General features: G+C 66.7%; 11 protein-coding genes. 7 read left to right on the top strand and 4 right to left on the bottom strand.

The genetic code is table 11. From position 1 onward, the window contains the following. The first annotated feature begins 7 nt into the window (after positions 1-7). Entirely contained in the window at positions 8-997 is a 990-nt protein-coding gene (locus AD89_RS0103885) for a N5-glutamine methyltransferase family protein (protein WP_025777298.1), read from the top strand. A gap of 123 nt (positions 998-1,120) precedes the next feature. Here AD89_RS0103885 and AD89_RS0103880 read toward each other — a convergent pair whose 3' ends face one another. After that, entirely contained in the window at positions 1,121-2,320 is a 1,200-nt protein-coding gene (locus AD89_RS0103880) for an acyl-CoA dehydrogenase family protein (RefSeq protein ID WP_025777297.1), read from the bottom strand. 170 nt (positions 2,321-2,490) lie between these two features. Here AD89_RS0103880 and dxr point away from each other — a divergent pair, with 170 nt between their 5' ends. Both dxr and AD89_RS0103870 read left to right on the top strand, forming a co-directional pair. Next, positions 2,491-3,711, top strand: coding sequence for a 1-deoxy-D-xylulose-5-phosphate reductoisomerase (dxr, locus tag AD89_RS0103875; protein ID WP_025777296.1), 1,221 nt, complete (start codon positions 2,491-2,493; stop codon positions 3,709-3,711). After that, on the top strand, positions 3,708-5,243 hold the full coding sequence (locus AD89_RS0103870; RefSeq protein ID WP_025777295.1) for a M50 family metallopeptidase: 1,536 nt from the start codon (positions 3,708-3,710) through the stop codon (positions 5,241-5,243). The genes dxr and AD89_RS0103870 overlap by 4 nt, the downstream gene beginning before the upstream one ends. A gap of 30 nt (positions 5,244-5,273) precedes the next feature. On the opposite strand, the gene AD89_RS0103865 is transcribed toward AD89_RS0103870, so the two are convergent. Next, on the bottom strand, positions 5,274-6,674 hold the full coding sequence (locus tag AD89_RS0103865; RefSeq protein ID WP_025777294.1) for a serine hydrolase domain-containing protein: 1,401 nt from the start codon (positions 6,672-6,674) through the stop codon (positions 5,274-5,276). Between the two features lie 207 nt (positions 6,675-6,881). Between AD89_RS0103865 and ispG the strand changes: the two genes are divergently transcribed. Together ispG and AD89_RS0103855 are read left to right on the top strand one after the other, a co-directional pair. Next, positions 6,882-8,045: a flavodoxin-dependent (E)-4-hydroxy-3-methylbut-2-enyl-diphosphate synthase gene (ispG, locus tag AD89_RS0103860; protein ID WP_025777293.1), complete on the top strand. Its 1,164-nt coding sequence runs from the start codon at positions 6,882-6,884 to the stop codon at positions 8,043-8,045. 81 nt (positions 8,046-8,126) lie between these two features. Beyond that, on the top strand, positions 8,127-9,008 hold the full coding sequence (locus AD89_RS0103855) for a GNAT family N-acetyltransferase (RefSeq protein WP_035319829.1): 882 nt from the start codon (positions 8,127-8,129) through the stop codon (positions 9,006-9,008). Positions 9,009-9,165: 157 nt separating this feature from the next. On the opposite strand, the gene AD89_RS0103850 is transcribed toward AD89_RS0103855, so the two are convergent. Together AD89_RS0103850 and AD89_RS18060 are read right to left on the bottom strand one after the other, a co-directional pair. Then, the gene (locus AD89_RS0103850) at positions 9,166-9,582 is read right to left on the bottom strand and encodes an RNA-binding S4 domain-containing protein (protein ID WP_025777291.1); all 417 of its coding nucleotides are present in this window, start codon (positions 9,580-9,582) and stop codon (positions 9,166-9,168) included. Continuing rightward, complete coding sequence (locus tag AD89_RS18060; protein WP_025777290.1) at positions 9,582-10,565, bottom strand: NUDIX hydrolase; 984 nt, start codon at positions 10,563-10,565, stop codon at positions 9,582-9,584. The genes AD89_RS0103850 and AD89_RS18060 overlap by 1 nt, the downstream gene beginning before the upstream one ends. A gap of 113 nt (positions 10,566-10,678) precedes the next feature. Here AD89_RS18060 and AD89_RS0103840 point away from each other — a divergent pair, with 113 nt between their 5' ends. Together AD89_RS0103840 and AD89_RS0103835 are read left to right on the top strand one after the other, a co-directional pair. Then, positions 10,679-12,526 (top strand): proline--tRNA ligase, encoded by a 1,848-nt coding sequence (locus AD89_RS0103840; protein WP_025777289.1) that lies wholly within the window; start codon positions 10,679-10,681, stop codon positions 12,524-12,526. Positions 12,527-12,577: 51 nt separating this feature from the next. Continuing rightward, a complete protein-coding gene (locus tag AD89_RS0103835) occupies positions 12,578-13,345 on the top strand; it encodes a TSUP family transporter (RefSeq protein WP_035319841.1) in 768 nt (255 codons plus the stop codon). Positions 13,346-13,369 lie beyond the last annotated feature (24 nt).

Here is a 13,369-nt window from a genome sequence, read left to right as displayed (position 1 = left end):
TGAGACGGTGGCTGCCCAGACGGTGGCTGCCCTGCGCGCGGCCGGCTGTGTCTTCGCCGAAGACGAAGCGGCGATCCTCCTCGAGGCAGCGACCGCGTCTGCTGTCGACTCGCCCACGGTCGACGGGCCTGTCGGCGACGGGCCCGCTGTCGACGGGTCTGCTGGCGCTCATGCTGCGCCGAGACTCGGTGAGCTGGTGGCTCGTCGCGTTGCCGGCGAACCCCTCGAGCAGATCGTCGGTTGGGTCGATTTTGCGGGCTTGCGATTGAACGTTGAGCCCGGAGTGTTCGTGCCGCGGCAGCGGACCGCTCTGCTCGCGACGGACGCGGTGTCCGCGGTTCAGCGGATGGTGGACTCGCGAGGGAACAGGCCGGAGACCAACCGAGGGAACGGGGCAGAAGCAGAAGCCGGCGTCGCGGCAGTGCGACCTGTTGTGCTCGAAGCGTTCTGCGGGGTCGGACCGGTCGCCTCGGCGGTGGCCGCGTCCGTGCCGGGAGTCGATATTCACCTCGGTGATGCGCAGGCGGAGGCTGTGGGTTGTGCGGTGGGGAATGCCGAAAGCTGTGTTCACACGGGGGAGTTCGGCCGGGCAGGCGAATCAGTGCCGGCACTGGGGTCCGGCACCACCGTGACGGGGCATGTCCTCGACTGTCTGCACGGACTGCCCGACACACTGCACCGGTCGATCTCGGTGATCGCGGCCGTCCCGCCCTACGTTCCTGAAACGGCGGCCGATTTTCTGCCCCATGAGGCACTCGACTTCGAACCGCGCACCGCTCTTTTCGGCGGACCCGACGGACTCGGCCCCGTGCGCCGACTCATCACGGAGTCACTCGACTGGCTGGCCCCTTACGGTGTGCTGCTCATCGAACTCGGGCAGGATCAGGCTGCCGAGGCCACAGGGTTCGCCACCGAGCGGGGGCTGGCAGCCCGGAGCCACCTCGGCGAGGATGACCACACGGCCGTCCTCGAACTGCGCCGGGGCCACTGGAACTGACAACGGCCGGCTGCGTACCGACTGGCTCAAAGTGTCCGTGCAGTGCATTAGGGCCGCGCGCGCACTTTGAGCCAGTCGGTGGGTGGGTGCCGCCGGTACCCGGCCCACCCCAGGAGCTGAAGCTCAGTTCGCGAAGGCGTTGATTCCGGTCATCGTCCGACCCAGGGTCAGCTGGTGCACCTCATGGGTGCCTTCGTAGGTGAGCACGGTCTCGAGGTTCACCGCGTGACGCAGCGGCGGGTACTCGCTTGTGATGCCCGACCCGCCGAACAGGGCGCGCAGGTCACGGCAGACGTTCATCGCGGTATCGACATTGACCATCTTGCCCAGGCTGATCTGCTCCGGACGGACACCCTTCTCCGAGTCCTTGAGCTTGCCCAGATGCGCGGCGAGCAGAGTGATCTGCGAATACTGGCCGAAGGCCTTCGCCAGCTTCTGCTGAGTGATCTGGAACGAGGCCAGCGGACGATCGAACTGCACGCGGGTGCCGGTGTACTCCAGTGCGGAGAGCAGGGCATCACGGGCCGCGCCGGTGACACCGAAGACGATTCCGTAGCGAGCCTCGGACAGGCAGGACAGGGGGCCCTTGAGTCCCTTGGCCTTCGGCAGCATCGCATCCTCGGGCAGGCGGACGTTGTCGAGGACGATCTCACCCGTGATGGATGCGCGCAGCGAGATCTTGCGGTGGATCTCCGGGGTCTGCACACCCTCGGTGTTCGAGGGGACGACGAAGCCGCGGACGACGTTCTTACCCAAGCCATCGACCTCCTCGGTCTTGGCCCACACGACCATGACGTCGGAGACCGGGGAGTTCGTGATCCACATCTTCGCGCCGTTGAGGATCCAGTCGGATCCGTCCTTCTTCGCGGTCGTCTTCATCCCCGACGGGTCGGAGCCGACATCGGGTTCGGTCAGACCGAAGCAGCCGATGGCCTTGCCGGCGGCCATCTTCGGCAGCCATTCTTCCTTCTGCGCCTCCGAACCCCAATGGTGGATGGCGAACATGGCCAGCGACCCCTGCACGGACACGAGCGACCGCAGACCGGAGTCGACGGCTTCGAGCTCCCGGCAGGCCAGTCCGTACTGAGTCGCCGTCGAACCGCCGCAGCCGTAGCCGTCGAGGTGCATGCCGAGCAGACCGAGCTCGCCGAGTCCTTCGGCCAGTTCGCGAGCGGGGATGGTGGCGTCGAGGAAGTAGTCGCCGATCTTCTCCCGGACGTTCTCGTCCAGCCACTTCTTCACGATCGATGCGAATTCGAGGTCATCGGGTTCGAAGACCGAATCCAGTCCAAGAATGTCGTCAGGGCTCAGCGTTGTGCTCATATCCATCTCTTTCGCCATTGATTCTTCTCACTCACTGTTTTCACCGGAGCGCGGTGGACAACCGACGCATCCGAACCACAAGATTTCCGCGGCTCCCTGGGCGGAGATCGAAGCGACACACACGAACGTGTCGAGTCATTTCCCAGAGAACTTTGGCATCATCGGTTGGCGTGAGTAAACGTGGTTTCATTGTAGTCGGCTCAACCGGTTCGGTCGGCACCCAGGCCCTTGACGTCCTTGCCGAACACCGGGACGAGCACGCGATCGTCGGCTTGGCCGCCGGTTCCCAGCTCGACCTTCTGCTCGAGCAGGCCCTCGATTTCCACGTTCCCGTCATCGGGCTCACCACTCCTCCTGCCGGCGGCGAGACCGAGGTGCGTGCGCGACTGACCGAGTTGGCTGCCGAGCGGGGGATCACCGATCCCGTCGACGCCATCCACCTCGGTGACGACGCCGCCGAGGCGGTCGCACGTTTGGCCGCGGACATGGTCCTCAACGCGATCACCGGTGCCGCCGGTCTCGGCGCGACCCTGGCCGCCCTCGAACGCGGCACGGATGTGGCCCTGGCGAACAAGGAATCCCTCATCATCGGCGGGTCCATCGTCCTCGACGCCGCTCGTGCCTCCGGGGCGCGGCTGGTGCCGGTCGACAGTGAGCATTCCGCCATCGCCCAGGCGCTGCGCGCCGGCACGCACGGGGAAGTCAGCAAGCTCATCATCACCGCGTCGGGCGGACCGTTCCGCGGAATGACCCGCGATGCCCTGCGTCGGGTCACTCCCGCCCAGGCGCTCAACCACCCCACATGGTCGATGGGGGCGATGATCACCATCAACTCGGCGACCCTGGTCAACAAAGGCCTCGAAGTCATCGAAGCCCACCTGCTCTTCGACATCGACTTCGACCACATCGAAGTCGTCGTCCATCCGCAGTCGCAGATCCATTCGATGGTCGAGTTCAGCGATGCCTCGACGATCGCGCAGATCTCACCACCGGATATGCGCCTGCCGATCTCCTATGCTCTGGGCACCCAGGACGACGGGACGACGAAGCGACTGACCTCGGGAGCCGTCCCGCACAATTGGGGTCAGCCCATGCACTGGTCGTTCGAACCGGTCAACCATCTCGCCTTTCCCGCGCTCGGCCTGGCCATCGACGCCGGTAAGAAGGGGCGCAGCTACCCGGCGGTGCTCAACGCCGCCAATGAGGAACTCGTCGCCGCGTTCATCGCCGGTGACATCGCCTTCACCGGAATCGATAAAGGTCTGGCCCGGGCCCTGGCAGCCCACGAACCTGCGGCCGAACACACGGTGGAGACCGTGTTGGCCGCCGACGCCTGGGCCAGGGACTTCGCTCGCACTGATGTCGCCGAACAGAAGGGGGACCGCCGATGACCGTTGTGCTCTACATCGTCGGGATCATCCTGTTCCTCATCGGCATCTCGATCTCGATTGCGCTGCACGAACTCGGCCACCTCACTCCGGCGAAGAAGTTCGGGGTGAAAGTCACGCACTATATGGTCGGCTTCGGACCGACCCTGTTCTCCTTCCGGCGCGGTGAGACCGAATACGGCATCAAAGCGTTCCCCCTCGGCGGGTTCATTGCGATGCCGGGAATGTACCCGCCGGAAGAGGCCACGAAAGCTCGCCATGAGACAGCCGCCGCTGGAGGGAAAGGCGGTGCCGCCGGCATCGTCGCCGACGGCGGAGTCAACGGCGGAGTCAACGGCGGAGTCGACGGCGGGGTCGACGGAACGTCGGGCCGCCTCGGCGGGGGGATGGATGACGGTGATGCCGCACCGCTGCGCCGGGACCGGAAGAAACGGAAGGGGCGGCTGTTCGAGGACACGATGGCCGATGCCCGGGAGTTCTCGAATCAGGAGATCGAGCCGGGGGAGGAGCACCGGACGTTCTATGCGCTCAGCGTGCCCAAACGGCTCGTCGTCATGTTCTCGGGTCCCTTCGTCAACCTCGTTCTGGGCATCCTCATCATGGCGATCTCGCTGCTGGGCATCGGTGTGATCACTCCGACGACGACCGTCCAGACCGTCGTCGAATGTGCGGTGCCCGCTTCCGAAGCGCAGCAGCGTCCCGCCTCGGAACAGAACACCTGCCGTGACGACGATCAGCTCACTCCCGCGTGGGAGGCCGGGATCAAACCGGGTGACGAGATCACCGCGATTGCCGGCGTCGAGACGAAGGACTGGGACCAGCTGTCCTCGGTCATCAAGGACCATGCCGGTGAACGCGTCGACGTCGACTTCATCCGCGACGGTCAGGCCCAGACGGTGACGGTGCCGATCATCGCCACCGAACGGCCGAAGGTCGACGACGCGGGCAAGACCGTGCTCAACCCGGACGGGACCCCGCAGACCGAGACCCAGGGATTCTTCGGCGTCGGACCGGTCCAGGAACGTCAGTCCCTGCCGCTCAATGAGTTCCCCGGCGCCGTGTGGGACCAAGTCTCGGGAGTCTTCCATGCGATCCTGACGCTGCCGGTCAAACTCGTCGATATCGGCGAGGTGGCCGTCGGGACGAAGGACCGCGATGCCGAGGGACTCGTCGGCATGGTCGGCGTCGGCCGCATCGCCGGCGAGATCGTGTCCACCGACCAGATCGACGTCGTCGACAAGGCGCAGATGGGGCTGGGCATGCTCGGCTCGCTCAACATCTTCCTCTTCGCGTTCAACATGATCCCGCTGCTGCCGCTCGACGGCGGACACATCGCCGTGGGCCTCTACGAAGGCGCCCGCCGCCGGATCAACCGGTGGCGCGGGCGCGGGCTGGTCGGTCCCTTCGACACCGCGAAGCTGCTGCCGCTGACGTACGCGTGCATCGGACTGATGCTGTGCATGACGGCGCTGCTCGTCTACGTCGATCTCGTCAAGCCCATCACCCTCGACGCGATCTTCAACTCCGGCGGGTAGGTCGGGCCGTTCCGACGCGGGCTGTCGAACTCAGGAACTGAGGGTGATCGCCTGGACCTCGCCGAGGTGATTGAGCCCGACCATGATCGTGGACTTCGCCTCGGCTGTGCCCGGCACCGTGACCACTCCGCGCAGTGGGGAGACCATCTCGAGGTCCGCCTCGGCGAAGGGACGGTCGAGCTGCTTCTCCGCCCGCCACCGGGCGAAGCGCTCCCGCCGCTCGTCACGGGGTTCGTCGAGGTCCACGTTCACCCCGAAGATCTCCTCGGCGACGGTGTCGTCGAAGTCATTGACGAGGTTGGCCGCGGCCATCACGGTGTCGATCTGGGCTCGGCCCGCAGAGTAGCGGGGCACCGGCGCCGAGGTGGTCCGCCGTTCCAGCCGTATGCCCTGTTGTCCCGTGGCCGCCGCCCACCCGAGGTCGAGCGCATTTTGGACCACACGCTGCGCCGGATAGTACGTGGTGTTGCCGAGGACGACGAGGCTCAGCCCCAGGTCGGGGAACCAGCGCATATGTGAGCCGTACCCGGGGTAGCCGCCGGAATGGCAGACGACTCGGCCGAAGCGCGTGTCCAGTCGAGTCTCGAGCCCGTGCCCGTAGCTGAGCGACTCCGCGTGATGGTCGCTCGTCTGGATCTCCATGGTCCTTCGTGGCTGCTGGTCGTCGGTCAGTATCCGTGACAGGGACCCGGGAGCGTCGGAGTCAATGCGTTCGAGGGCGTCGAGATGCGCGCCCATCCATGTGCCGATGTCGTTGACGGTGGAGATGATCCCGCCGATGGGGGAGAAGACCCCGGGCCCGGTGAGTTCGGCCGGGTGGAGGCCACCGCCCAGATCGACTCGGTGACCGGGCGCCAGGTCCGGGAAGTCGGTGTGGTCGAAACCCGTGCGCGTGAGCGTCAGGGGTCCGACGATCTCCGCGGCCACGAGTTCGGTGAACGGTCTGCCCGTGACCGCCTCGGCGACCATGCCGAGAAGCGCATAGCCGAGGTTCGAATACTCATAGCCGGTGTCGGCTGGGGCGCAGGCGATGGCGCCGCGGTGCAGCCAGTCGGTGAGCTCGGCCGGAGTCATCGCCTCCATCCTGTCGGCCCACGGGTCGTCCTTGGTGAAACCGGTGCTCATCGTCAGGGCCTGCCGGCAGGTGCGGTCGGCGATGGCCGTACCTGCCAATTCGGGGAGCAGGGCAGAGAAGGGAGCGTCGAGGTCGAGTCCGTCGGCGGCGAGGCCCCCGATGGCCGCGGCGGTGAAGGACTTCGTCATCGAGGCGATCCGGTACGGCACGTCGGCGTTGACGGTTTGGGCAGGGCCGCCTCGGCGAAAGATTCCCCACGCCAGGGATCCACCCTGGTCGTCGAGCTGCTGTGCTGCGGCATCGAGAGCCGCAGACATCGCCTCGACATCGGGTTCGACGAATCCGGGTGTGCTCACAGGGCTGCTCCTTCGTGCCGATGGCAGGTCACCTTCACACTACCGTCAGCCGGTGACACGAAGGCGATTTCCGATTGCGCTCCGCGGACAGACAGCCGTGTGTCAGTGCGAGGTCCTACAATGGTGATGGTTCGCACAATCCGGGTCCCGCATCGGCGCCGGCTCGGACATTGTGGCTGGTCACCAGCCTGACTGAAGGGATCCTTCGTGACATCGGTCAATCTCGGAATGCCCGCGCCACCGCCTCCCGTGCTCGCTCCGCGGAGGAAGACGAGGCAGATCAACGTCGGAAAAGTGGGGGTGGGGTCCGAATCCCCGGTGAGCGTGCAGTCGATGACGACGACGCAGACGACGGACATCAACGGCACCCTGCAGCAGATCGCCGAACTCACCGCCGCCGGCTGCGATATCGTGCGCGTGGCCTGCCCGACCGCCGACGACGCCGCGGCGCTGCCGATCATCGCCGGCAAGTCCCAGATCCCCGTCATCGCCGACATCCACTTCCAACCCAAATACGTCTTCGCCGCCATCGACGCCGGCTGTGCGGGCGTGCGCGTCAACCCCGGCAACATCCGCAAGTTCGACGACCAGGTCAGAGAGATCTCGAAGGCTGCCGCCGCGGCGGGCGTGTCCATCCGCATCGGCGTCAACGCCGGCTCCCTCGACAAACGGCTGATGGACAGATACGGCAAGGCCACGCCCGAAGCGCTCGTCGAATCCGCCTTGTGGGAGGCGTCCCTGTTCGAAGAACACGGATTCTATGACTTCAAGATCTCCGTCAAACACCACGACCCGGTGATCATGGTCCGCGCCTACGAGCTGCTCGCCGAGCGCGGCGATTGGCCGTTGCACCTCGGCGTCACCGAGGCGGGGCCGGCCTTCCAGGGCACGATCAAATCCGCCACCGCCTTCGGCCACCTGCTGGCCGAGGGGATCGGGGACACCATCCGCGTTTCCCTGTCGGCTCCTCCGGCCGAGGAGGTCAAGGTCGGCAACCAGATCCTCGAATCCCTCAACCTGCGGCCCCGGAAGCTCGAGATCGTCTCCTGCCCGTCCTGTGGGCGTGCGCAGGTCGACGTGTACACGCTGGCCGAACGCGTCACCGCCGGACTCGAAGGCATGGAGGTGCCGCTGCGGGTGGCCGTCATGGGCTGCGTGGTCAACGGCCCCGGTGAGGCCCGAGACGCCGACCTCGGTGTGGCCAGCGGCAACGGCAAAGGGCAGATCTTCGTCAAGGGTGAGGTCATCCGAACCGTGCCCGAATCCGAGATCGTCGAGACCCTCATCCACGAGGCCAACCGCATCGCCGAGGAGGCCGCGGGGCAGCCATCCGGTGCTGCGTCGGGGCCGCCTGAAGTCACCGTCGGGTAGGTGCGATACCTTGTGAGGACGAACAGATACATGGTCCACTCATCGGCCCATGCTGACGGCTGAGAAAGAGTTCAGGGGCACATGGCGCTGAGGATCGCACGACTGGAACATCAGCACACCCGGTGGCTGACGGACCTGCTTGCGCGCAATCCCTGTGAGAACGTCTACCTCATCTCCCTGCTCGAAGTCACAGGTACCGCCCGTCTGGGCTCTCCGGCCGGCACGCTGTACGGAATCTTCGACGGTGACCGGCCAGTCGCCGCCTACTGGGTGGGCGGCAACATCATCCCGGTCGCGGCGACTCCGGCGACGAACGAAGTGCTTGCCCGCAAGCTCAATGCCGACGGTCGTGTGTCCTGCTCGCTCATCGGCAACCGGTCGGTCATCCTCGACCTCCAGCAGCGACTCAATTGGGGGCGTCCGCGGGGAGTGCGCGAACGGCAGCCTCTGCTGGCCATCAGTTCCGACCCGCAGGTCACCCCCGACGAGCATGTGCATCGGGTGACCCTCGACGACCTGGGCGCGGTGTTTCCCGCCAGTGTGGACATGTTCACCAAAGAGGTCGGATTCTCACCGATCGAGGACGGCACCGCCGGGTACCTGTCGCGAGTGCGCGGGATCATCCGCGGCAAGAACTGCTATGCCCGGATCTCTGCGCGCCTGCCCCAAGGAGGCGCGGTGCCGAGGTGGCCGGCGAGGGAGCAGGACGAACAGGTGCTGTTCAAGGCCGATATCGGCATCCGCGCTCGCCGCATCGTCCAGGTCCAAGGGGTGTGGGTCCATCCTGCAGTGCGCAATCAGGGGCTCGGGGCTGCGGGCATGGCCGCGGTCGTCCAGCGCACCCGCGACAAAGGCCATTCCACGGTGAGCCTGTATGCCAATGACTACAACGAGACGGCGCTGCGCATGTACGCCCGCGTCGGCTTCGAACAGGTCGGCACCTTCGCCACCGTCATGTACTGAGCGCTCGGACGTTCAGGTATTGGAAGATCTCACCGACCGCTCGAGTTGCCGTCGCTGTATCACGTTATGCGGTGAGCGGTCGGCGGCAACGTGAGCTCTCGGCGGGCAGGGGGAGTTCTGCAGTGAACGGTCGGCGGTGACGTGAGCGCTCGGCGAATCAGTCGCGGCGGTTGCGCGACCGGGGCTTGGCCAGATCGCCGAGGAACTTCTCCATCTCCCGGCGGTCCTTCTTCGTCGGACGCCCCAGCCCTTTGTCGCGCCGGGGCACGAAGCCGCGCAGCGCGGGATCGGGCGGGGGAGTGAGGTCCTCATAGCACTGTACGGCCACACTGGCCTGCATCCGGGTGGGGATGAACCCGGTGATCCTCCAGATGAACTCGGACCCGGCCTTGCGCACCCGCACCTCTTGGCCGATCGTCACTTTCTGCGCGGCCTTGACCCGCTGACCGTCGACCTGCACATGCCCGCCACGACACGCCTGAGTGGCGAGGTTGCGGGTCTTGAACATCCGCGTCGTCCACAGCCACACGTCGACGCGCATGTGCTTGGCCGCATCTCGGTTGATCTCGGTCATCAGCGATGACCGTCCGGAGAATTCGGGCCGGCAGGGCGGGTATCGGCAGTGTGCGTGCCCGATGAGTGCACGCCCGCATCGGCCCCATCGGGCGCCTGGATCCGGGTGTCGGCGCGCAGCGCCAGAGCCGAGCGCCGGGTGAATGTCTGCGCCGGACGACCTCGTCCCTGGCTGACGGCCTCCCCGGTGGGATCGAGCAGAGGCAGCATGGTGCGACGGAACGTATCGGCCTGCAGGCTCTCCCCGGCGACGATCTCATGGAGTTCGCGCAGCTGCCGCAGCGAGAACTCCTGCTCCAGCAGCCCGAAGGGATCCGGGGTGCGCTCGTGAAAGGCCCGCAGGCGGTGCACGGCCACGCGCACGATCTCCTGATGTTCGGCACTGAGCTCACCGACATCGTGGACGGGCACGAGCTTCCGGCTGTGGACGGGGGAGTCCGGGTGATCGGAATCCGACTCCGCAGACTCAGGGTCGGCGGCCTCGGGGAGGGCTGCCTCGGTGGGGGACGTCTGGGCTCCCTCGGTCGCAGCATCCGGCACGGCCGCCTCGGTGGGATCGCCCTCCTCGGCGAGTCCGACATCGGAGGCGGAGAGCACGTCGAGATGAGCCACGGAGATCACCCAGCCGCGATCATCGCGGTCGGGCTGGTCGAACACGTGCAGCTGGACGGGGGCGCGGTCGACCAACCGGGCCTTCTCGCGCAGACAGCGGGCGACCGCCTCGGCGAGGCGTTCCTGCGGACGCAGAATCGACCCGGGCAGCTGCCACACCCCGTCGCCGGGATGGGTCATGAGAACATGCAGGCCACGGCCGGGCACGGGGCAGAGGACCGCGGTGTCGACCGCGACCGAGGGCCGCGGGAACTGCGTGAGTTGGCTGGGATCAGGCATGCTCTTCGTATCGTTCGGACTCGTCTTCTCAGCGGGGACCGGGCGGGGGACAGGATGACCCCGCCCGATGCCGAGCTTCGGTGCTGCAGCCACCAGTCTAATTCTCTTCCCGCAGGTGACGAATCCGCACCCGCTCGGATTCCCTCCGGCTCGCCCGCGTGCGATAGTGTTCGATCTGAGTCTTGACAAGTTGAGGAGATTTACCCATGGCCCTGCGCATGTCGTCCCTGTTCGTGCGAACCCAGAAGGAGGACCCGGTCGGCGCCGAGGTGGCCAGCCACAAACTGCTCCACCGTGCCGGATACATCCGCAGGTCAGCACCGGGAATCTACACGTGGCTGCCGCTGGGACTGGCCGTGCTGGGCAAGATCGAAGCGATCGTGCGCGAAGAGATGGCGCTCGCCGGCTCCCAGGAAGTCCACTTCCCGGGGCTGCTGCCGGCCGACCCGTACAAGAAGTCCGGCCGGTGGGAGGCCTTCGGGCCCGACCTCTTCCATCTCAAGGACCGCCGCGAGAATGACTACATCCTCGCGCCCACCCATGAGGAGGTCTTCACCCTCCTGGTCAAGGACCTCTACTCCTCGTACAAAGACCTGCCGCTGTCGATCTACCAGATCCAGACGAAATACCGCGACGAAGCCCGCCCCCGCGCCGGCCTGCTGCGTGGACGCGAATTCATCATGAAGGACGCCTACTCCTTCGACATCGACGACGCCGGACTCGACGCCTCCTACGAGGCCATGCGTGTGGCCTACCTGCGTGCCTTCGCCCGCCTCGGCCTACCGTGCCTGCCGGTCAAGGCGACCCCGGGCGCCATGGGCGGCTCCGGAACCGAAGAATTCATCTACCCCTCCGAGGTCGGTGAAGACACGTTCGTGCGCTCCCCTGGCGGCTACGCCGCGAACGTCGAGGCCGTGACCTCGATCGTGCCCGAGGCGATTCCCTACTCGCAGTCGCCGGCCGCGCATGTCGAGGACACCCCGGACACCCCGACGATCGAGACCCTCGTGGCAGCGGCGAACGCCTCGCACCCGCGCTCCGATCGTGAGTGGACCGCCGCAGATACGCTGAAGAACGTCGTCTGCGCCGTCACCCATCCCGACGGCACCCGCGAGATCATCGTCATCGGCCTGCCCGGTGACCGCGAAGTCGACCTCGACCGGGCCGCCGGCACCGGAATGCTCGGCGACGGTGAGGTCGACCTCGAAGCCGCGACCGCCGAGGATCTCGCCGCCCACCCGGAGCTCGTCAAGGGCTACATCGGACCCGGCAACTCCCTCGATGCCCCGGTGCTCGGCATCGAATCGCCCTCGAAGATCCGCTACCTCCTCGACCCTCGCGTCGTCGATGGCACCCGCTGGATCACCGGCGCCAATGAGCCCGGCCGTCACGTCTTCGACCTCGTCGCCGGACGCGACTTCACCGCCGACGGCACCATCGAAGCCGCCCAGGTCGTCCTCGGCGATCCGGCACCGGACGGCTCCGGTCCGCTGGAACTGGCCCGCGGTGTCGAGATCGGTCAGATCTTCAAGCTCGGCCGCAAGTACGCCGAATCCCTCGACCTCAAGGTGCTCGACCAGAACGGCAAGGCGACCACCGTGACCATGGGTTCCTACGGCCTCGGCGTCACCCGTGTCATGGCCTGCATCGCCGAGGAGTACCATTCCGAGGACGGACTCCTGTGGCCGCAGCACCTGGCCCCGGCCGATGTGCACATCATCGTCGCCGGCAAGGGCGAGGAGATCGCCGCAGCCGCCGAGAAGATGACGACCGAACTCGAAGCCGACGGTGTCAGCGTCCTGCTCGATGACCGCAACAAGGTCTCGCCCGGGTTCAAGTTCGCCGATGCCGAGCTCATCGGCATTCCCACCGTCATCGTCGCCGGCCGCGGACTGGCCGACGGCGTCGTCGAGGTGCGTGACCGTCTGGCCGGGGAGAAGTCCGATCAGCCCGTCGCCGAGGTGGTCCCCGCCACCGTGGCACGGGTACGTGAGGCGTACGCGAAGGCCGCAGCCGCAGCCGATGCGGCGGTCAGCGCCGACCGGAACGCTTGAGCCGCCTCGGTGTTCGACGCCCTCGCCGGAGGCATCGACGTCACCTGGACGATGGTCCTGTGGCTGCTCGCCGCGGGAGTCCTGGCCGGCTGGATCGATGCCGTCGTCGGCGGGGGCGGACTGATCCAGCTGCCCGCGCTGCTGCTCGTGCCGGGGATGAGCCCCGTCCAAGCAGTCGCGACGAACAAGATCGGGTCGATTGCGGGCACGACCGCCTCGGCGATCACCTATCTGCGCACGATCACCCCGGACCGGTCGGCGACGATCCCGGCCGCGGCCTCGGCGTTCTTAGGCGCCGTGCTCGGGGCGAAGCTCGCGACCCTGGTGCCGGCTGAGGCGTTCACCCCGATCATCCTGGTCGCGCTCATCGGGGTCGGGATCTTCACGGTGCTCAACCCGAGCCTCGGGGCCGACGCCACCCTGCGGTTCGGGGAAACGTCGAAACGCCACCACGCGCTGTCGTGGCTGATCGGGTTCGTCATCGGCATCTACGACGGGGTGCTCGGACCAGGCACGGGATCGTTCCTCGTCATCGCCTTCGTCTCGATCATCGGATTCTCATTCCTGCAGGCCTCGGCGACGGCGAAGGTCATCAACTGGGCGACGAACTTCGGAGCGCTCGTCTACTTCATCCCCGACGGTCAGGTCGTCTGGCTGCTGGGCGTGATCGTGGCCATCGGCAACGTCACCGGTGGAATCTTCGGTGCCCGCACCGCGCTGGCGAGGGGCTCCGGGTTCGTCCGTGTCATCTTCGTCATCGTCGTCTCCGTGCTGATCCTCAAGCTCGGCTTCGACGTCATCGCCACCCTCATCCACTAATTGCTACCTGACGGGGGCCCAGCA

It is taken from the genome of Brevibacterium sp. VCM10, assembly GCF_000583215.1.
Lineage (GTDB): Bacteria > Actinomycetota > Actinomycetes > Actinomycetales > Brevibacteriaceae > Brevibacterium > Brevibacterium linens.
Note: the sequence above shows the minus strand (reverse complement) of the source record. Positions and strands in the feature narration are given on the sequence as shown.